Below are 19649 nucleotides of genomic sequence, written 5' to 3'. Positions count from 1 at the left end.
GTCAGAATTCCTTGGCGGGCCGCAGGCAGCGCGGCCCGCGGTGCTCAAATGGAAAAGCTCACAGGGAAGCGGCGGGCTTGAGCTTGGCGACGTCGTCGACGCTGTAGGTCTCGCTGACGATTCCGCCCTTGGGCAAGTCCTTCAGGCTGGCGTCGAGGGTCTGCTGGGTGACGGTGACCGCTGGCGACAGCAGGTCATGGGGCATCTGCTTGCCGTCGAGCAACTGCTGCGCGACATAGAACGCCAGGCTGGAAATGCTCGGCCCGCTGCTGATCGAGAAGCTCTGATAGCCCTGGGCGTCGCTTTGCTTTTTCCACCAGGTCAGTTCTTCTTCGCGGTTGCCGAAGATGATCGCCGGCAACGGACGGCCTGCCGCGACGAAGGCCTGGGCAATGCCGACGCCTTCACCGCCCTGGGTCACCACGGCGTCGACTTTCGGCAGGCTCGGCAGCACGCCGGAAACGGCTTTCTGAGCCACGGTCGGTGACCAGTTGCCGTTCACTTCGCCAATCACTTTCAGGTTCGGGTGCTTCTGCGCGCCGGCGGTGATGCCGGAGTGGATACGCTCGTCCACCGACACGCCGGCCAGGCCGCGCACTTCCAGGACGTTGCCGCCCTGGGGGAAGCGCTCGGACAGGTAGTCCATCTGCTCGATGCCGGTCTGTTTGAAGTCCATGGAGATGCGGTAGGCGCAAGGCTCGGAGACGGTGCCGTCGAAGGAGACGACGATGATGCCGGCGTCGCAGGCCTGTTTCACCGCGCCGTTGAGCGCGGTCGGCGACGAGGCATTGATGACGATGGCGTCATAGCCCTGAAGGATCAGGTTCTGGATTTGCGCGGCTTGCTCGGTGGCCTGGTTTTCCGCCGTGGTGAAACTGTCAGCCGACGCGATCAGGCCATCCTTGACGGCTTTGTCAGTGGTCTGCTGCCAGCTGGCGAGCATCAGCTGGCGCCAGGAGTTGCCGGCGTAATTGTTGGAGAGCGCGATCTTCTTGTCAGAAGTATCGGCGTGGGATGCGACGGGCAGGGCCATCAGGGGCGCCACGGCCAGTGCAGCGCAGAGCAATGAACGGCGTAGCGGATGACGACGACTTTTCATAGTTGAACCCTTGTTATTTTTATGGGGGCTGCAGGGTGGCCGACGGCGTCGGTTGCACCTTATTACGAACAGTACGCGGCGAGTCTGCACTGGCCGGCGCGGAGCGTCAGTGGTCAATCGTGCAGACCTGATGCGGGATCCCGCAAGCGACCTGCAGGATCCAGCGTTCTTTTTAGCGCACAGGGGCCATAATGACCGGGCTGCCCCCTGCTCACTGACAAACAGTGTTGATTTGCAAACAGCGCTCGATCCATACAATAAAAACAGGTTGAAGCCCATGGCACAGCGACCGCACACCCTCGCCGAAGACGTGCTGCACCATTTTCTCGGTATTTCCCGCGCCCTCGCCGGCCAGCTGGATTTCCAGTCGATGATCGACGCCGTCTCCCGGGAAATCAGCCCGATCCTGCCCCACGACCACCTCGACGTCTGCCTGTTTATCCTGGACGGCCGCGAGCACATCACCTATGAAAGCGGCGTGCACACGCTGTGGGGCGATGTCGCTCAACCGATGCCGGTGCACACCAGCCCCATTCGAGCGGTGCTGTTGGGCGAGCAGGCGTTTCTGCTGACCCACGACGCCATGAACGACGCACGTTTCGCCTTCCCCGGCGCCGCCAACCACCCTATTTTCGACGCCCGCCTGCGCAGTCGCCTGCACGTGCCCTTGCGCGCCCGGGGTGAAATCATCGGTGCGCTGAGCTGCTCGAAACACACCGAGCATTTCTACACCCTGGATGACGTGCGCCACACCCAGCACGTCGCCGATCTGCTGGCCTCGTACGTGTACGCCCTGCGCCAGACCGAACAGGCCAAACAACTGGCCATCGCCGAAGCCCAGGTGCGTGCCCGAGAAGAAGGCCTGCGCCAGGGCGCGCTGCGCCTGACCGAGGAACTGGAGCGTGAACGGCAACGGGTCGGCATGGACTTGCACGACCAGACCCTCGCCGACATGACCCGCCTGCACCGGCGCATCGCCCGCCTGCAAACCCTGCCCAGCGTGCCGGGCGAGGACTTGCGCGGCATCGCCTGCTCGCTCAAGGACAGCATGCAGGAGTTGCGGCAACTGATCGATGCAGTGAAGCCGACGGTGCTGCAGTTGTTCGGCTTCGAAGAGGGCGTCGAAGACCTGTTGCGGCGCAGCGTTCGAGACAGCGGCCTGAGCATCGAAACGCGTCTGCAGGACAGCACCGACGGCATGGGCGATCGCTTGCCGGAGTCGGTGAAGGTCGCGGTGTTCCGCATCATTCAGGAAGCGGTGAACAACGCGATCAAGCACGCCATGCCGGACAGCATTGTCATCCACATCAGCCACACAGGCGCCCTGTTGCAGCTGACCGTCGACGATGACGGCATTGGGCTGGACGTCGGCCACCGGTTCAACAGCGGCGGCATTCAGAACATGCAGGTGCGCGCGCAACTGATGGCGGCGCAGTTGTTTATCGAACGCGGGCCCTATGAGCGCGGCACCCGGGTCCGGGTGTGCCTGCCGCTGGCGGATCTGCCGCTTATCGTTGAGCCTGCGCCGTCCGTTGAAACGGAGGTGCCATGCAAATCCTGTTGATCGAAGACGACCCGGTGCACCGGGCGTTCCTGCGCGAAGTCATCGAAGTGGCCCTGCCGGAATGCACGCGTTTACTGGAGGCCGAAGACGGCCAGATCGGCGAGCGGTTGTTCAGCGAGAGCCCGGTGGATGCCGTGGTGATGGACCTGCAGATGCCGTGCCGCACCGGCGTCGAAGCGGCCAAGACGATCTGGCGGCAGCAGCCGGACACGTCGATTCTGTTCTGGTCGAATTACTCGGACGAGGCCTACGTGCGGGGCATCGCGCGGATCGTGCCCCAGGGGGCGGCCTACGGTTACATCCTCAAGACGGCCTCGGAAGAGCGCTTGCGACTGGCCTTGCGGGGGCTGTTCATCGAGCAGCAGTGCGTGATCGACCGCGAGATTCGCGGCGTGCAGCTCAAGGCCCACGATCAGTTGTCCGGGCTGAGTGATGGCGAATACGAAGTGCTGCAGGACATCGCCTTAGGCCTCACCGACCGCACCATCGCCACCCGCCGCAACCTGTCGCTGCGCAGCGTGCAGAACCGGCTGCAGCAGCTGTACGAAAAGCTCGGCGTTTACCAGCCCGATGCGGCCGGCGAACGCAGCACCGCCTTCAACCTCCGCGCCCGCGCCGTCAACGTCGCCCTGCTCCGCCGCCTGCTCAACCGCACGGCGCTGGAACAGGCCGAAGCCGAACTGCAACTGTGGCTGAAAAACCCGGCACGGCATCGGTTTGGAGGGGACTGAGGGGAGATCAAGAGCGTCTGCCTGGGGGCAGACTGTTTCGCCTTCGGCGAGTTACTTGATAAAGCCCCAAGTAACCAAGGGCTTGTGCTCCTGGTTGGGCCCCTCCTGCGTCGGGGTTCCTTCACTCCGGTCCCGCTCCGTGGGCCCGCGCCGAACGGACATCCCTGTCCTGACGGCGCTCTCGCCGCATCCATGCGGCTCGGCCCACTCCGCGAAACCTGCGTTCAGCCTGCACCAAAGTCGCGTTTTGCGGTGACTGGAATTTTTGTGTACGAAGATCAAAAGCGCTTTAAAGCAGATCAACGGCTTTCCGGCTGAAGCCGGTGCTACAGTCGGAGGCGATTCCACAGGGTGTATGCGGTGCTTTTAGTGGGACCGGCTTTAGCCGGGAAGAGGCCCGCTCAGGCGCCGACATTTTTGCTGACAGTCCCCCTCCTTGTGGAAGCGAGCTTGCTCGCGAATGCGGTATCACAAACACCAGATATCTGTCGGATGTACCGCCCCCTTCGTGAGCAAGCTCACTCCCACAAGTCCTTAGCGTTTGCTCTGTCCTCGATCTGCTTTTGATCTGCTTTTGATCTGCTCTTGATCTGCTCTTGATCTTCCTACGCAAAAAGTCCAGTCACCGCCAATCGCGACTTGGGCGCTGGCCGAACGTAGACGACGCGCAGTGGGTCGAGCCGCATGGATGCGGCGAGAGCGCCGTCAGGACATGGATGTCCGTTCGGCGCGGGCCCACGGAGCGTCGTCGGAGTGAGGGTATTCCGACGTAGGAGGAACCAAGCCAGGAGCAGGCACCCTTGGTTACTTGGGGTGCTTTTCCAAGTAACTCGCCGAAGGCGAAATGTCTGCCGTTAGGCAGACGCTCTTCCCGGCTGAAGCCGGTCCCACTAAATGCAGGTGGGGAACGCGAGATCCCCCTGGCTTGTCGATTAAAGCAAGACCGCGACGCGTCGCTTAATCGAAAAGGAGCATTGCCCATGTGCAGGAACCACACCCGTAACCCCATCCTCTGCCTCATCCCCCCGTACCTGCTCGACCAGATCGCCCGCAACGGCAACAAAGCCCAGCGCGAAGCGGCCCTGCGCACGCGCGCCAAAGACAACACCTTCCGCTCCCTGCGCCTCAGCGCACAACCCGATCGACGCCTCGTTCACCTCGCCGCCGTAGCCCCCACCGGCAAACGACGCTCCATCTACACCGCCGACGGCGGCGAAACCCTGCCCGGCACCCTCGTCCGCGGCGAAGGCCAGCCCGTCAGCGGCGACATCGCCGTCGACGAAGCCTACGACGGCCTCGGCGCCACCTTCGACTTCTTCTTCGACGTCTTCGACCGCAACTCCATCGACGACGCCGGCATGGCCCTCGACGCCACCGTGCACTTCGGCAAGGGCTACAACAACGCCTTCTGGAACTCCGCGCAGATGGTCTTCGGCGACGGCGACCAGTCACTGTTCAACCGCTTCACTATCGCCCGAGACGTCATCGGCCACGAACTGGCCCACGGCGTCACCGAAGACGAAGCCGGGCTCGTTTACTTCAACCAGGCCGGCGCGCTGAACGAATCGATGTCCGACGTGTTCGGCTCGCTGATCAAGCAGTACGCCCTGAAACAAACCGCCAAGCAGGCCAGCTGGCTGATCGGCGAAGGCCTGTTCACCGACAAGATCACCGGCAGCGCCCTGCGCTCGATGAAAGCCCCCGGCACTGCGTTCGATGACAAGGTGCTGGGCAAGGACCCGCAACCGGGTCACATGGACGACTTCGTCCACACCTACGACGACAACGGCGGCGTGCACATCAACTCGGGCATCCCCAACCATGCGTTTTATCAAGTGGCGACGCGCATTGGCGGCCATGCCTGGGAAAAGGCCGGGCGCATCTGGTACGACGCGTTGCGCGATTCACGTTTGCGACCCAATGCCGGCTTCGTGCGCTTTGCGCGGATCACCCACGATGTGGCCGGTCGGCTGTACGGTGTAGGCGAGGAAGCCCAAATCGCGGTAAAAGAAGGTTGGGCGGCCGTGGGCATCAATGCGCAATGATCCGCCATGGCCATCTGGCAAAAGAAGGAGCCACCCACATGCGTATCTCATTCAGCGAAAGCGGCGGGGTCGCCTATTTTCCGGGCTTGAACAAGCCCAATACCATTGAAGTGGACGCCCTGCCGGAGGGCGACCAGAAGGAGTTGCGACAACTGGTCGACGCGTCCAAATTCTTCGCATTGCCGGAAGGTCGACACCCCGCCCGTGCGCTGCGCGGGATGCAGCATTACACGCTGACCATCAGCGAAGGCGACCGGGAGCGCACAGTCTGCGTTCCCGCTCCGGTGGAATCCGGTCCGTTGCAGGGCCTGATGCAGTATGTCCGGCGCCACGTGTCCGGCTAGCCCCATGACCGCGCGCCGGGCAAACCGCTATGCTCGGCGCCATTACTCCCTGCTCTTCAGGAATCCTGTGCCCAACCTTCTCTCATCTGTCCTCCGTCGATTTACGCCAACAGCCCGCAGTGCCGACGCGTCACGCGGTGCCCATCGATGATGCCTGTCCGCCGCCTGTGCCTGGTCCTCGGCGATCAGCTGTCCTTCGACCTGGCCTGCCTCGCCGAACTCGACGCCGAGCGCGACGCCGTGCTGATGGTCGAGGTCATGGAAGAAGCCACCCACGTCGCCCATCACCCGCAAAAGATCGCCCTGATCTTCAGCGCCATGCGCCATTTCGCCCAGGCGCTGCAGGAGCGCGGCATCATCGTTCAGTACGTGACGCTGGACGACCCGCTGAACACCGGCTCGGTGCCGACTGAATTGCAGCTCTGGCATGCGTCCTTGCAGGCCGAAGAAGTCCACGCCACCGAATGCGGCGACTGGCGTCTGGAGCAGTCCATAAGGGAATGCGCCCTGCCGCTGGTCTGGCACAGCGACACGCGCTTTCTGTGCTCCCGCGAAGAGTTTGCCAAATGGGCCAGCGGCAAGATCCAGCTGCGCATGGAATTCTTCTACCGCGAGATGCGCCGCAAGCAGCGCCTGCTGCTCAACAGCGACGGCACGCCCGTAGGCGGTGCCTGGAACTTCGACGCGGAAAACCGCAAGGCGCTGCCGAAGCGGGTCTCGGCGCCCTACCCGGCGCGCTTCGCACCGGACGCCATCACCCGCGACGTGCTGGAACTGGTGCGTGAGCGATTCGCCAGTCACTACGGCTCTCTGGACAATTTTGACTACCCGGTAACCCACGCCGACGCCCAGGCGCTGTGGCAGTACTTTCTCGATTATGGGCTGGCGGCCTTCGGCGACTATCAGGACGCCATGGCCATGGACGAGCCCTTCCTCTTCCATGCGCGCATCAGTGCGGCGCTGAACATCGGCCTGCTGGATCTGCGCCAGCTGTGCAGCGACGTCGAGTCGGCCTACTGGTCGGGAGGTGTCGCGTTGAACGCGGCGGAGGGCTTCATCCGCCAACTGATCGGCTGGCGGGAATACGTGCGCGGCGTTTACTGGCTGAAGATGCCGGATTACGCCGAGGGCAACTCATTCGGCAATAACCGGGCGCTGCCGGAGGTCTACTGGACCGGGCAGACCAAGATGAACTGCATGAGCCAGGCCATCGGCCAGAGCCTTGAACACGCCTACGCTCATCACATTCAGCGGCTGATGGTCACCGGCAACTTCGCCCTGCTGGCCGGCATCGCGCCCAAAGAGATCTGCGAGTGGTACCTGGCGATTTACATGGACGCCTTCGACTGGGTCGAGTTGCCCAACACCCTCGGCATGGTCATGCACGCCGACGGCGGTTACCTGGGTTCCAAGCCCTATTGCGCCAGCGGCCAGTACATCAAGCGGATGTCCGATTACTGCGGCAGCTGCGCGTACAAGGTCAAGGAAAGCACGACGGAGGACGCCTGCCCTTTCAACTCGCTGTACTGGCATTTCGTGATGCGCCACAGCAACCTGCTGCGCGCCAATCAACGGATGGGCATGGTTTACAAGAACCTCGACCGGATGACTGAAGCAAAGCAGGACGCGCTGTGGCAAAGGGGCGAGTCCCTGCTGGGCAAGCTCGACGCCGGAGAGGCGATTTGAAGAAGAGCGAGCTGCCGGTAAAGACCTGCGTGGTGTGCGGGCTGCCGTTCACCTGGCGGAAGAAATGGGCGCGCTGCTGGGACGAGGTGCGTTACTGCTCGGAGCGTTGCCGACGGGGCAAGCGCTCCGGGTCGTGAAAGGGTTCAATCGGCGTCAGAGGGCCAATACGGGGGGCCGCGCCTGATCAGTGGACCTGGGCGCGACTGGCTCTGCCGATCAGCCTAATCAACAACTGCTGTTTGGGGCCTGCGGTGGTCTCGCGGGCCACCTTGATCAAGTATTCCTGCGGGATCAGCCCGCCCGCTTCGGCCAGGGCTTCGTAAATGGCAAACAGCCGCGAATCAATCGTCGTCTCCTCCGCGCATTCGATCAGATAGGCAATTCCCGGATTGGCTTGTTCGTTCACAGTGGATCCTCCTTGCATGTCAGTTACTTCAAAGGAGAGGCACGCGCGGCGGGAGTTCCCACTTTCTGGACAGGGCTCACCCGAACGGTGGCACCCGCCTGCCGACGGTCCTGAATATCAGTTTTCGCTTGCCAAAACCCGGTCGCGCCCTTAAACAGAGCGTGCCGTTTCAGCACCCGCGACGACTTGCCGCGCCCGTTCTGCCCGTTGCGCCCTCGCACTCCGGCGTCGGGACAGGCCTGCCGAAACGCCCAGACACCTGCAAATCATGGAGACGCCAGGTAAACCCGATGACAGGAAATACGTCAGACACACTCCCCCGCACCCGTCGCGCCCCCAAGGGTGAAAAGCGCCGCGAAGAGCTGCTCGACGCTGCGCTGCAATTGTTTTCGCTGGAGGGCTACACCGGCGCCTCCATTGCCCGCATCGCCGACATTGTCGGCATCTCGGTAGCGGGCGTGCTGCATCACTTCCCGAACAAGGTCGCCCTGCTGATGGGCGTGCTCGCCCGTCGCGACGAGGTCAACCACAAAGTGATCAGCAGCCTGCACAGCGAGCCGACGCTGCAGGGCTTCGTCAGCGGCCTTCGGCAGATCAACCGTTCCAACGCGACGGCACCCGGCGTGATCCGCGCGTTCAGCATGCTGAACGCCGAAAGCCTGGTGGACAGCCATCCGGGGTGGGAATGGTTTCAGTCCCGCTACGTGACGATTCACGGACGCATGCGCGCACGGCTCGACCATCTGGTGGCCACCGGCGAAGTGCGTGGGGATGTGGATCTGGACGCGATCGTTCACCAGATACTGGCGATGATGGACGGGCTGCAGCTGCAATGGCTGCGCTTCCCCGAGACGGTGGATCTGGTGCAGCGTTTCGACAGTTACATGGCACAGGTCGAGCGCGATATCCGCGCATAAAAAATGAGGCGATCCGGGCTGGCCGGATCGCCTCATTCTCTGTTTCTCAAGCTCAGGTTGTCACTCGGGTTCAGGCCTCAGCCAGCGCCGGGATCAAGTCCCCGGCGCCGACCTGTTGCTCAGCCCTTTCCCGTTGCGATCAATCAGTACTCGGTGTTGCCGTCGTAGTCCGTGTTGCCATTGGCTGCGTCGGTGTCTTCGGTCTGATCAAGCACACCGCCGGTCTTCACCGCTGGCAGGGTCACTTTGACCGAGTTCAGCGCCGAACGTGGCAGCGGGTTGCTGGTGGTGGTCGACAGTTCCTGACGGAACGGGTTGACCAGCTTGGCGTTCAGACGGATGTCGTCCGAAGCCGCGCCCAGGCTGATGTTGAAGGTGTCTGCATCGATCACCCACTGCTTGCTTGCCTCGTCGAAGTACGCCAGCGAACGATCGTTCAGTTCGATGGTGACGTGACGGGTTTCGCCCGGCTGCAGGAAGACCTTCTTGTAGCCTTTCAGCTCTTTGACGGCGCGTTCGACTTTCGGGTTCTGCTGGCCGACGTACAGCTCGGCGACTTCGGAACCGGCACGCTTGCCGCTGTTGGTCAGGTCGAACGAGACCTTGATCGGCGTGTTGCCCACTGCAACGCCCGGGGTGACCGAGATGTTGTTGTAGGTGAACTGGGTGTACGACAGGCCGTGACCGAACGCGAACAGCGGTTTGGTGTTGGTCTTGTCGTAGCCACGGTAGCCGAGCATGGTCAGGTCGTGGGCGTAGGTGATTTCCTTGACCTTGGTGCGTGTGTTATCGAAGGCCGGGAAATCCTTGTACAGCGGATTGTCTTCGATGTTGCGCTCGATACTGATCGGCAGTTTGCCCGACGGGTTGACCTTGCCGAACAGAATCTCGGCCAGGGCCTGACCGCCGTTCTGACCCGGGTAGAACGCGTGCAGCGCAGCCGGCACCTGGTCGATCCAGTCGCTCATTTTCAGCGCGGTACCGCCGTGCATGGTCACCACGGTGTTCGGGTTGGCCTTGGCGATGTTCTGGATCAGCTCGTTCTGGTACTCAGGCAGATCGAAGCTGTGGTCGAAACCTTCACCTTCGTATTCGGCGCTGTTACCCACGGCAACCACGACCGCGTCGTATTGCGACAGGTCGGAAGGTGCGGTCAGCGAAGCGGTCGACATCTGCACGCCCACCAGGCCGCCCATGGTCGACAGGTAACCGTCACGGCGCGAGTACTCAAGCTTCACGTCGTAAGCCTTGCCGGCTTCCAGCTTGATCTTGCCGGAAACAGGGATGGTTGGCGGAATGCTCTTGTTGGTGATGTTCTCACCGTCGCCGTTGTCGATGATCTTCTCGCCGTTGACCCACAGACGCACGGCGCCGTCGGCACGGACTTTGAAGACCTGGTCGCCGCTGATGGTCGGGGTGACCTGACCGCTCCAGCGAATAGAGGTATTGGCGGTGTCGCCGTTGCTCGGCACGCTGTCGGTGGACCAGTCCAGGTTGACGTAGGTGTCGATCTGGGTGGCCGACGGGTCGCCGGACCAGGTGGCGTTGTTGAAGTACTCGGTCTTCATGCCAGCGACGCTGTTGCCTTTGCTGTCGGTGGTGGTCCAGTGCATGGCCGTTGGATCGAGGGACAGCGTGTCGAGGAACTCGACCTGAGCGCCCGGGGCGATCTGACGCAGACCGCTCAGCTCGCTGATGTAACGGGTGGCGTCAACGTGAGCACTGCCGAAACCGGTCGGCGGCGCGTACTTGGCCAGATCGCCAACGACGGCGATGCGCTTGACCTTGTTCTTGTCCAGTGGCAGCACGTCGCCCTGGTTTTTCAGCAGCACGATGCCTTCGCGAGCGATGTTCAGAGCGACCTTGTTGCTGGTGGCGCTGTTCATGTTGTGCGTGGTCAGCGGTGCAAACTTGTCGAACTGATACAGGTAGATGTTCTTCAGGATGCGGCGGACCTTGTCGTCGATGGTCGCCATGTCCAGCTCGCCACTGTCCAGGTAAGGCTTGAGCACCTTGCTGTTCATCTGGCCGCCCATCATGTCCAGGTCGGTGCCGGCTTGTGCCGCTGGCAGACCGTGGACGACGGCGTTGTAGTCACTCTGCACCAGGCCCTTGAAGCCCCATTCCTTCTTCAGGATGTCGGCGATCAGGTGCTTGTTCTCGCAGGCGTACTCGCCGTTCACTTTCTGGAACGAGCACATCATCATCGCCACGGTGCCGTTTTTGGTCGCGGACTCGAACGGCGGCAGGGTCATCTCGCGCAGAACGCGCTCAGGCATGACCTGGTTGAGGATGAAGCGGTTGGTTTCCTGGTCGTTACCGGCGTAGTGCTTGGCTTCCGCCCAGACGCGACGCTGCTGGATACCGTTGATGACCGCAGGGCCCAGGCTTGCGCCGAGGAACGGGTCTTCACCGGAGAGGTATTCGAAGGCACGGCCGCTCCACGGCATGCGGTACAGGTTCATGCCTGGACCGGTGACGAACTGGTAGCCGCCGCTGGCAGTGTCGTAGCCCAGGGCGCGGCCGAAATCAATGGCGCGACGCGGGTTGAAGGTGGCCGCCAGGTTCGGGCCGGACGGATAGACCACGCCCGGATCGTTGCCTTCGCTGGTGTAACGGATGCCCGCGCCACCGTCGGCGCCGTGGATCTGTGGCACGCCGTACTGGGTCAGCGGCTTGACGTCCCAACCACCGATGCCGCCGATGTAGGCCAGCTTTTCTTCCTGAGTCATCTTCGCCAGGGTTTTTTCTGCCGCTTTGTCAGCGCGCAGTTCCTTGGCCGCCAGTTGCTCTTGGGTCGTGGTGTCGGCTGCGTTGGCGTGGCAGATAGCCAGGCTCAACAAAGCCAGTGCCGAGTGGGCACCGAAAGTTTTACGGTTTCGCATAGGGGACGCTCTCCAAGTATCACCCGCGCTCATTTGTCGCAGTTGACACGCCACAAGCCTTTAATTCAGGCATGACTCGGCCTATACCGAAGTTCTCGAAAGAACATCGGTGAACGGGAAAGTGGCGTTACAACGTGACGATGAGTGTGGGCAATTTGATCTTCTGTAACTAACGTTAATGGCGATGAGCCACCGAACTGCACGAGCGTTGCCCGAGACGTTTAAATTAAGGCAATTGTTTTCAATTGATGTCAAACAAAAAAATCAATCTTCAACAAACTCGACATTTTTTGATACATCATCTGAACTCTTGCTAAACCTACAGGTCTGTAGGTTTAGCAATTTTCACCGCTCACTGCCTGAAACCCCGTAAACACTGGGTTTCACCCCTGAAACGAGCGGTGGGCCCACGCTGAAGCCAGCGTTGCGATCATTTCAAACACATGACAAACATTGGAGAAACATCACATGAAACTGCCAGTACTGGGCGCCATCGCTGCACTGACCCTGTCGTTTGCAACTGCAACAATGGCCGCTGACTCCGATACTCAGGAAACTGTTTCCGGCGCAGCAGATTCCACTGTCATGACGCAAACACGAAAAGATGCCACCACCGTGAAAGCCACCAAACAGAATCAGGCTGATGAAAACAAGCGTGGCCGTCCGACCGCTAATACGTCGTCTGCGACAAACTAACGCACTCCGTTAGTTACTGTTTTATTACGGCTGTTTATACATCACCCCGAGGTCTCGTCAGAGGCCTCACTTATTTGAATCCCCGTTGTGTCCATAAAACTGTCCCCTATCAATAGCCAACAACTGACCGCGCACTCGGCCGAAGCGCTGTGTGCGTGGCTGTTGGCCAATGCCGGGCTGAAGACAGGTGATCTGGAACGGGCACAGCGGCTGGCTCAGGAATCCGAGGGCAGCTCGCTGACTGAGTTGCTGACCCGCCTGGGGCTGGTGTCCGAGTTGGACCTGGCCAAGGCATGGGCCTCGACGCTGCAAGCGCCCTTGCTGCTGGCGGAAAACGTGACGCTGTCGGGTGAACCGCTGCCGGAATTGAGCGAGCGCTTTCTGCGCCACTATCGCCTGCTGCCCATCGGCGCCCATGCCGATGGCGTGCATGTGCTGGCCGCCAACCCGGGCAATGCCTACGGGCTGGACGCCGTGGCCTACGCCTGCCAGGCGCCGGTGTATGTGTCGGTGGGTGCTGGCAGTGAGGTTGACGGGCTGATCGAGCGTTATTACGGCCAGGGCCGTTCGGCCATGGGCTCGCTGATCGAAACCCTCGACGAACACGGCGGCGCCGAAGAAGACATCGAGCACCTCAAGGACCTGGCGTCCGAGGCGCCGGTCATTCGACTGGTCAACCTGATCCTGCAGCGAGCCGTCGAGCAACGCGCCTCGGACATTCATATAGAGCCGTTCGAAAGCCAGCTGAAAGTGCGCTATCGCATCGACGGCGTGCTCCACGAAGCCGAGGCTCCACCGTCCAGTTCATCAGCGGCGATCATTTCGCGACTGAAGATCATGGCGCGGCTGGACATCGCCGAGCGTCGCCTGCCCCAGGACGGCCGCATCATGCTGCGCATCCAGGGCAAAGAGCTGGACCTGCGGGTGAGCACGGTGCCCACCAGTTTCGGCGAGTCGGTGGTGATGCGTCTGCTGGATCGGCAGACCGTCAGTTTCGACTTCCCCAGCCTGGGCATGGACGGCGAGCGCCTGCAGAACTTCCTCGACGTGCTGGAAAACCCCCACGGCATCCTGCTGGTCACCGGCCCCACCGGTTCCGGCAAAACCACCACGCTGTACACCGCGCTGTCTCGGCTCAACACCGCCGAGCGCAAGATCATCACCGTTGAAGACCCGGTCGAGTACCAGCTTGAGGGCATCAATCAGATTCAAGTGAAGCCGGCCATTGGCCTGGACTTCGCCGGCGCCCTGCGCTCCATTGTCCGCCAGGACCCGGACGTGATCATGATCGGCGAGATGCGCGACCTGGAAACCTGCCGCATCGCCATCCAATCGTCGCTGACCGGTCACCTCGTGCTCTCGACCCTGCACACCAACAGTGCCGCCGCGAGTATCACGCGATTGCTGGACATGGGCGTCGAAAGCTACCTGATCGCGTCCACCGTTAAAGGCATTCTGGCCCAGCGGCTGGTGCGCAGGCTGGATCCGCTCACGCGCATCGCCTTTGAAGCACCGCAGGAACTGGTCGCCGAGCACGGGCTGGATCGCTTCACCGATCAGCGCCCGATTACTCTTTATCGTCCCGCCAGCGAATTGCCCGGCGGCGGTTATCACGGCCGTAGCGCCATCACCGAATTGCTGGTGATGAATGAAGAGTTGCGCGGCCTGCTGATGCGCCAGGCCGACGCCTCGACGCTGGAGCAAGCGGCCCGTCGCGGGGGCCTGCGCACCTTGTATGAGGAAGGCCTGCGTCAGGCCGTGGCCGGCGTGACCTCCCTTGAAGAGGTGCTGCGCGTTACGCGTGGCGACTGACCATGGCCCATTTCAAATACCGCGCACTGGACGCCGACGGCGTCGCCCAACACGGCACCCTCGAAGCGGCCGATCAAACCGCAGCGACCGCGATTCTGCATAAGCGCGGCCTGTTGCTGCTCAGCCTCGAAGCCAGTGCCAACAGCGGCCTGCGCGCGGCCATGCGCCGGGGTGCGATGAACGGCGCGGCGCTGGTGAGTTTCACCCAACAACTGGCGACCCTGCTCGGGGCCGGCCAGCCGCTGGAGCGCGCCCTGACCATCCTCCTCAAGCAGACCCACGAGCCCAAGCGCCAGGCGCTGCTCGAACGCATTCGCGAACAGGTCAAGGCCGGTAAACCCTTGAGCCAGGCGCTGGAAGAAGAGCACGGCCAGTTTTCCAGCCTGTACATCAGCATGGTCCGCGCAGGCGAAGCCGGCGGGTCCCTGGAAAACACCCTGCGCCAGCTCAGCGATTACCTTGAACGCAGCCAGATGCTGCGCGGCGAAGTCATCAATGCGCTGATCTACCCGATCTTTCTGGTGGTCGGCGTGCTGGGTTCGCTGGCCCTGCTGCTGGCCTACGTGGTGCCGCAGTTCGTGCCGATCTTTCGCGACTTGGGCGTACCGATCCCTTTCATCACCCAGGCCATTTTGTGGCTGGGTGAATTTCTCAGCGCCTATGGATTACTGCTGCTCGGCGCGATCGTCGGGCTGATCTGGACCGTCGCCGTGCTGCGCCGCGATCCGCAACGGCGTCAGCGTCATGACCGGCGCCTGCTGTTCGTCAAAGTCATCGGCCCGCTGTTGCAGCGGATCGAAGCCGCGCGTCTGGCGCGGACCCTCGGCACCCTGCTGAGCAATGGCGTTGCGCTGCTGCAGGCCATGACCATCGTCCGTCAGGTCTGCGGTAACTACGCCCTGCGCGCCCAGGTCGAGCAGGCCACCGAGTGGGTCAAGGGTGGCGGCACGCTGGCCCAGGCGTTCGGCGAGCAACCGCTGCTGCCGGAGCTGGCCCTGCAGATGATCGAAGTCGGCGAACAGGCCGGCAACCTGGACGGCATGCTGCTCAAGGTCGCCGACGTGTTCGACGTCGAGGCCAAGCGCGGCATCGACCGCCTGCTCGCGGCGCTGGTGCCGAGCCTGACTGTTGTCATGGCGGTGATGGTGGCGGTGATCATGCTCGCCATCATGCTGCCGCTGATGAGCCTTACCAGTAACATTTGAGGAAATAGACATGTCCCGATTCAACGCTGCCCAAGGCCGTCGCCAGGGCGGTTTCACCCTGCTGGAAATGCTCGCCGTGATCGTGCTGCTGGGCATCGTCGCCACCATCGTCGTGCGTCAGGTCGGCGGCAACGTCGACAAGGGCAAATACGGCGCAGGCAAGGCGCAACTCGCCAGCCTCGGCATGAAGGTCGAAAGCTACGGCCTGGACGTCGGCACGCCACCGGCCAATCTGCAGCAGCTGGTGACCAAGCCGGCCAATGCCACCGGTTGGGCCGGTCCGTACGCCAAGCCTTCGGACCTGAAAGACCCGTTCGGCCACGCGTTCGGCTATCGCTACCCCGGCGAGCACGGCAGCTTTGACCTGATCTTCTACGGTCAGGACGGCCAACCCGGCGGCGACGGCTACAAGGCCGACATCGGTAACTGGGAATAACATGCACGCCCTGCCCCGCGCCCGCGGCTTCACCCTGTTCGAATTGCTGGTGGTGATCGTTCTGATCGGCATCAGCGTCGGCCTGGTGAGCTTTGGCGTGGGGCGGGGTTTGCACGCGGCCAGTGAGCGCCGGGCGTTGAGCGAGGTGGTGCAATCGCTGCGGGCGGCGCGGGTGCAGGCGATCGTCACCGGGCAACCGGCGCAGACGCGCTTTGATCTGCGCAGCGGGCGGCTTCAAGGCCCGCACCTGAAGCCGGTGCAATTGCCCACCGACATGAACGTGCAATTGCAGACCGCCGACGGCCTCGGCCCGGCGTTCGAGTTCTACCCGGACGGCGGTTCCAGCGGCGGCCATCTGTTACTGGCCCGGGGCGACAAACATTGGCGCGTCGACATCAACTGGCTGACCGGCAACGTTCAGTTGCGCACGCTCAATTGAGGCGTCAGCGCGGTTTCACATTACTGGAAATGCTCGCCGCCCTGGCTGTGCTGGCGGTGTGCAGCAGCGTGCTGGTAGTCGCCTTCGGGCAGAGCGCACGGGCCTTGCAACAGGCGCAACGCAGTGACCGGTTAAGCCTGGCCGCGCGTTCGCTGATCGATGAAGCCAGCGCCGGTCGCTTGCAGCCGGGCCGGACCGAGGGCAAGTGGAGCGGCGTGAACTGGCAGATGGACGTCAGCGCGCTGCCCCGCGGCAACAGCCCGGCGACGGCATGGCGGCTGGATCTCGAAGTGAGGGACGGAGCGCGCCGCGCCCATTACAGCAGCCTGCAAGTGCGCAGTGCTGACTCGGGTGCCGCTCAATGAAACGCAGCGCTCGGGGTTTTACCCTGCTCGAAGTGCTGGTGGTGCTGAGCCTGCTCGGCGTGCTGCTGACCATGGTCGGCGCGGCGATCACCGGAGCCAATCGCGCCATGGCCAAGGCCGAGCGTTACAGCACGCGGCTGGACGAAATACGTTCGACACAGAATTTCCTGCGCAGCGCCATCGGTCAGGCGCTGCCCCTCGCGGCCGGCGGGGCCGAGCCCGGTCAGGCGCCGGTGTTCGAGGGCGACGCCCAGGCCATGAGCTTTTATGCGCCGCTGCCCGCCACATTAGGCGGGGGTTTGTACCGGCACAGCGTGACGCTGGCGGCCGGTCAGCGTCTGCAGATCAGCCTGGAGCGCTTGCGCGGTCAGGCCTTGCTGCCGGCCGAAGAGCCCCAGGTGTTGTTGCATGAAGTGCGCGCGCTGCAACTGAGTTACCGCGGTGTGTCGCCCACCGGCGAATCCACGGCGTGGCTGGATCACTGGCCATGGCCGGGACGCCTGCCCGTCAGCGTGCGCATCGACGCGCAACTGGCCGGTCCCGTGCCGTGGCCGCTGCAAAGCATCAATCTGCGCCTGGATTTGTCCGGCGAGGCGCACACGTTATGACAGGCCGTCGGCAAAAGGGCGTCGCGCTGCTCCTGGTGTTGTGGGTGCTGGCGCTGCTCAGTACCCTGCTCGCCGGTTTGCTGGGCTGGGTGCACCTGCAGAACCGTCAGGCCCTGTGGCAACGCCAGCACACCCAGGCGGTACTCGCCGCAGAAGCCGGTATCGGCATGGCGGTGCTGGCGCAACTGGACCGCGACCCGCAACGGCACTGGAAAGCCGACAACCAGCCCCATGGATTGCGTTTCGATGAGGCCGCGATGGCAGTGAGTCTCGGCAGCGAGACCGGCAAGCTGGACCTCAACGCGGCACCGGCGGAATCCTTCGCCCGCCTGCTGGTGGCGTGCGGGGCGAGTCCGGACCTGGCCCGGCAAGTGGCCCAGGGCCTGGAGCAGCGTCGCGGCGGCGGCCGGGCGCCGCTGCGGATGGTCGAGGAAGTGCGCGAACTGCCGGGCATCGGCCAGCCGCTGTACCAGTGCGCCAGCCCGCACGTCACGTTATGGAGCGGCCTGACCGCGCCCGATCCGCGCATGGCATCGCCCTGGCTGCGGCAAGCGCTGGGGCTGCCGCAAGCGGGCCCCGCAACCGAAGACGCCGGCCCGGTCGTCAGTATTCGAAGCCAGGCGACATTGCCCGGCGGTTACACCACGACGCTCAACGTCACGTTGTTATTGAACCCATCGAAGGAGGGAGCGCGACCGTATCGCGTTCTGCGTTGGCAAGAATGAAGCAATCACTTTTACAGCAGCTGGCGCCCTTGCAGGCCCGGGTGCGCAGTCAGTGGCGTGACAGCCCGGCGCAGCATCTGTGGCAGGCCTGGCTCGAGGAGTTGCAGGCGCTGCTGCCCGCAAGCGTCCGCGCCCGGCTGATGCCCCAGGTGCGTGAGCGGCTGATTGACTGGCCGCTGCCCGAGCACATCACCCACGAGAGCGGCGAACGACTGATCCTGATGCTCCCCGCCGGCATGGTCCTGGCGCAGCCGCTGCAACTGCCGCTGGCGGCGCTGCGGGATCTGCACAGCGTGGTCGGTTTCGAACTGGACAAGTACACGCCCTACCCCCGCGAGCAGATGCAGTACGTCGCGCGCGTCACCGCCAAGGGCAAAACCCTGGCGCAGGTGCTGCTGGTGGCGGTGCTGCGCGAGCGTTTGCAGCCGGTCATCGACACCTGCACGGCACGCGGCCTGCCGCTGTATGCCGTGGACGCGCGCAACGCCAAGGGCGAACGGCTGAATGTCGATCTGCTGCCGGCCGAGTTGAAGCCGGCGGCCACAGGTTCCGCGCGCCTGCCGCGTTTCCTCGCCGTGGTCTGTGGCGCCTTGCTGCTGACCTGCATGGTGCTCTGGCTGAATGCACGCACGGCCCAGGTCGAAGCGATGCAACAGCACGTCGACGAGCAACGCAGCCAGGTGCAAGCCGTGCAAAACCTGCGCCGCGAGCTGATCAACACCCAGGGCGCCGCGCGCTATCTGGCCCAGCAAAAAGCCGCGCAGCCGACCACTTCCAGCGTGCTCGCCGACCTCACCGGTTGCCTGGGCGCTGACACGTGGGTCGAGCAGCTGGAAATCTCTGACGGCGGCAGCGTGTCGATCACCGGCCAGAGCGCCAAGGCCAGCGCCCTCATTAGCCGCATGAAAGACTGCCGCACCCTCACCGACGCGCAGTTCCAGGGGATCATTCAGCCCGACGCGCAGACCGGCAAAGAGCGCTTTTCCCTGCGCGCCCAGTTGCGCAAGGAGTCCGCCGATGCGCCGTGAACTGACCCCCCGTGAACGTCGCGGCGCCGCGCTCATCGCGCTGGCCCTGGTCCTTTGGGCGGCGTGGTGGCTGTTGGTGCAAAGCTGGTTTCTCGATCCGTTGAGCGACCTGCAGGACCAGGCCGACACTCTGCGCCAACAGGAACAACGCTACGCCGGCGCCCTCGCCCAGCGCGACAGCCTTGAGCAGCAATTGCAGGCGGCCCGCCGCGACCCGTCAAGCCGCAGCAGCCTGTTGCCCGGCGAAGACCCGAGCGCCGTGGCGGCCGATTTGATGCAGCGCAGCCTCGATCTGGTCAAGGCCCACGCCGATCAGGGCCCCGGTTGCCAGGTCACCCAGCGCATGCCGATCACCCCCGAGCGCGACAGTGCCGAGCCCTATCGTCAAGTCAAAGTCAGCCTGACCCTGGACTGCGCCATGGAGCCGCTGGTGGGCTTGCTGCACGAACTGGAATACGGCCAGCCGTTCCTGTTCATCGACAACCTGAGCATTCGCCGCACCACAACGGCCCCCGCCACTGGCGGCGCCGGACGCTTGCAGGTGCATCTGTTGTTGCGCGGTTATCTGCAGCAGGCCGCGCCGCATAAGGCGCTGCCGTCCAAAGCCCCCGCCGCCGAGCCAGCGACCGAATCCCGGCAGCAGCCTGATCCCGCCGAG

At 63.4% G+C, this 19649-nt stretch carries 19 protein-coding genes and 1 pseudogene; 17 read left to right on the top strand and 3 right to left on the bottom strand.

Features of this window, described 5'->3' with window-relative positions; genetic code table 11:
* Positions 1-58: 58 nt before the first annotated feature.
* Positions 59-1099: an ABC transporter substrate-binding protein gene (locus AC07VF_RS19260; RefSeq protein ID WP_192173611.1), complete on the bottom strand. Its 1041-nt coding sequence runs from the start codon at positions 1097-1099 to the stop codon at positions 59-61.
* A gap of 277 nt (positions 1100-1376) precedes the next feature.
* Between AC07VF_RS19260 and AC07VF_RS19255 the strand changes: the two genes are divergently transcribed.
* The 6 genes from AC07VF_RS19255 to AC07VF_RS19230 all read left to right on the top strand — a co-directional run bounded on the left by AC07VF_RS19255 (position 1377) and on the right by AC07VF_RS19230 (position 7606).
* On the top strand, positions 1377-2663 hold the full coding sequence (locus AC07VF_RS19255; RefSeq protein ID WP_495008027.1) for a GAF domain-containing sensor histidine kinase: 1287 nt from the start codon (positions 1377-1379) through the stop codon (positions 2661-2663).
* Positions 2648-3394: a response regulator gene (locus AC07VF_RS19250; protein ID WP_346629157.1), complete on the top strand. Its 747-nt coding sequence runs from the start codon at positions 2648-2650 to the stop codon at positions 3392-3394. Before AC07VF_RS19255 ends, AC07VF_RS19250 begins: the two co-directional genes overlap by 16 nt.
* Before the next feature lie 980 nt (positions 3395-4374).
* Positions 4375-5439, top strand: a complete 1065-nt coding sequence (locus AC07VF_RS19245) for a M4 family metallopeptidase (RefSeq protein ID WP_495008026.1) — start codon at positions 4375-4377, stop codon at positions 5437-5439.
* Positions 5440-5477: 38 nt separating this feature from the next.
* Positions 5478-5783 carry a protealysin inhibitor emfourin gene (locus AC07VF_RS19240; RefSeq protein ID WP_495008025.1) on the top strand — a complete coding sequence of 102 codons (306 nt, stop codon included), beginning with the start codon at positions 5478-5480 and terminating at the stop codon, positions 5781-5783.
* A 147-nt stretch (positions 5784-5930) separates the two neighbouring features.
* Entirely contained in the window at positions 5931-7469 is a 1539-nt protein-coding gene (locus tag AC07VF_RS19235) for a cryptochrome/photolyase family protein (protein WP_495008024.1), read from the top strand.
* Positions 7466-7606 carry a DUF2256 domain-containing protein gene (locus tag AC07VF_RS19230; protein ID WP_192173605.1) on the top strand — a complete coding sequence of 47 codons (141 nt, stop codon included), beginning with the start codon at positions 7466-7468 and terminating at the stop codon, positions 7604-7606. Before AC07VF_RS19235 ends, AC07VF_RS19230 begins: the two co-directional genes overlap by 4 nt.
* A gap of 47 nt (positions 7607-7653) precedes the next feature.
* Here the strand turns inward: AC07VF_RS19230 and AC07VF_RS19225 are convergent, their stop codons facing one another.
* Positions 7654-7875, bottom strand: a complete 222-nt coding sequence (locus tag AC07VF_RS19225) for a hypothetical protein (protein WP_192173604.1) — start codon at positions 7873-7875, stop codon at positions 7654-7656.
* 290 nt (positions 7876-8165) lie between these two features.
* Between AC07VF_RS19225 and AC07VF_RS19220 the strand changes: the two genes are divergently transcribed.
* Positions 8166-8792, top strand: a complete 627-nt coding sequence (locus tag AC07VF_RS19220) for a TetR/AcrR family transcriptional regulator (RefSeq protein WP_192173603.1) — start codon at positions 8166-8168, stop codon at positions 8790-8792.
* 143 nt (positions 8793-8935) lie between these two features.
* Here AC07VF_RS19220 and AC07VF_RS19215 read toward each other — a convergent pair whose 3' ends face one another.
* Positions 8936-11677 (bottom strand): beta-glucosidase, encoded by a 2742-nt coding sequence (locus AC07VF_RS19215; RefSeq protein WP_495008023.1) that lies wholly within the window; start codon positions 11675-11677, stop codon positions 8936-8938.
* A 468-nt stretch (positions 11678-12145) separates the two neighbouring features.
* On the opposite strand from AC07VF_RS19215, the gene AC07VF_RS19210 reads away from it, so the two are divergent.
* From AC07VF_RS19210 to gspM, 10 genes and pseudogenes are all read left to right on the top strand, one after another.
* Positions 12146-12373, top strand: coding sequence for a hypothetical protein (locus AC07VF_RS19210; protein WP_495008022.1), 228 nt, complete (start codon positions 12146-12148; stop codon positions 12371-12373).
* A gap of 93 nt (positions 12374-12466) precedes the next feature.
* The gene (gspE, locus tag AC07VF_RS19205; protein WP_495008262.1) at positions 12467-14185 is read left to right on the top strand and encodes a type II secretion system ATPase GspE; all 1719 of its coding nucleotides are present in this window, start codon (positions 12467-12469) and stop codon (positions 14183-14185) included.
* A 2-nt stretch (positions 14186-14187) separates the two neighbouring features.
* Positions 14188-15390 carry a type II secretion system inner membrane protein GspF gene (gene gspF, locus AC07VF_RS19200; protein WP_495008021.1) on the top strand — a complete coding sequence of 401 codons (1203 nt, stop codon included), beginning with the start codon at positions 14188-14190 and terminating at the stop codon, positions 15388-15390.
* A gap of 10 nt (positions 15391-15400) precedes the next feature.
* Positions 15401-15826 carry a type II secretion system major pseudopilin GspG gene (gspG, locus tag AC07VF_RS19195; protein ID WP_192173599.1) on the top strand — a complete coding sequence of 142 codons (426 nt, stop codon included), beginning with the start codon at positions 15401-15403 and terminating at the stop codon, positions 15824-15826.
* Position 15827: 1 nt separating this feature from the next.
* Positions 15828-16265, top strand: coding sequence for a GspH/FimT family pseudopilin (locus AC07VF_RS19190; RefSeq protein ID WP_495008020.1), 438 nt, complete (start codon positions 15828-15830; stop codon positions 16263-16265).
* Positions 16262-16630 carry a type II secretion system protein gene (locus AC07VF_RS19185; protein WP_495008019.1) on the top strand — a complete coding sequence of 123 codons (369 nt, stop codon included), beginning with the start codon at positions 16262-16264 and terminating at the stop codon, positions 16628-16630. Before AC07VF_RS19190 ends, AC07VF_RS19185 begins: the two co-directional genes overlap by 4 nt.
* Positions 16627-17238, top strand: coding sequence for a type II secretion system protein GspJ (locus tag AC07VF_RS19180; RefSeq protein WP_423573772.1), 612 nt, complete (start codon positions 16627-16629; stop codon positions 17236-17238). Before AC07VF_RS19185 ends, AC07VF_RS19180 begins: the two co-directional genes overlap by 4 nt.
* Positions 17235-17963, top strand: coding sequence for a type II secretion system protein GspK (locus AC07VF_RS19175; protein WP_282368022.1), 729 nt, complete (start codon positions 17235-17237; stop codon positions 17961-17963). Before AC07VF_RS19180 ends, AC07VF_RS19175 begins: the two co-directional genes overlap by 4 nt.
* Positions 17960-18991 (top strand): PilN domain-containing protein, encoded by a 1032-nt coding sequence (locus AC07VF_RS19170; protein WP_495008018.1) that lies wholly within the window; start codon positions 17960-17962, stop codon positions 18989-18991. The genes AC07VF_RS19175 and AC07VF_RS19170 overlap by 4 nt, the downstream gene beginning before the upstream one ends.
* Positions 18981-19571: pseudogene (gene gspM, locus AC07VF_RS19165) on the top strand (type II secretion system protein GspM); the annotation flags it as partial. The gene AC07VF_RS19170 and the pseudogene gspM, both read left to right, overlap by 11 nt.
* Positions 19572-19649: the final 78 nt, after the last annotated feature.

The organism is Pseudomonas sp. GW821-FHT02H06 (assembly GCF_059421525.1).
Note: the sequence above shows the minus strand (reverse complement) of the source record. Positions and strands in the feature narration are given on the sequence as shown.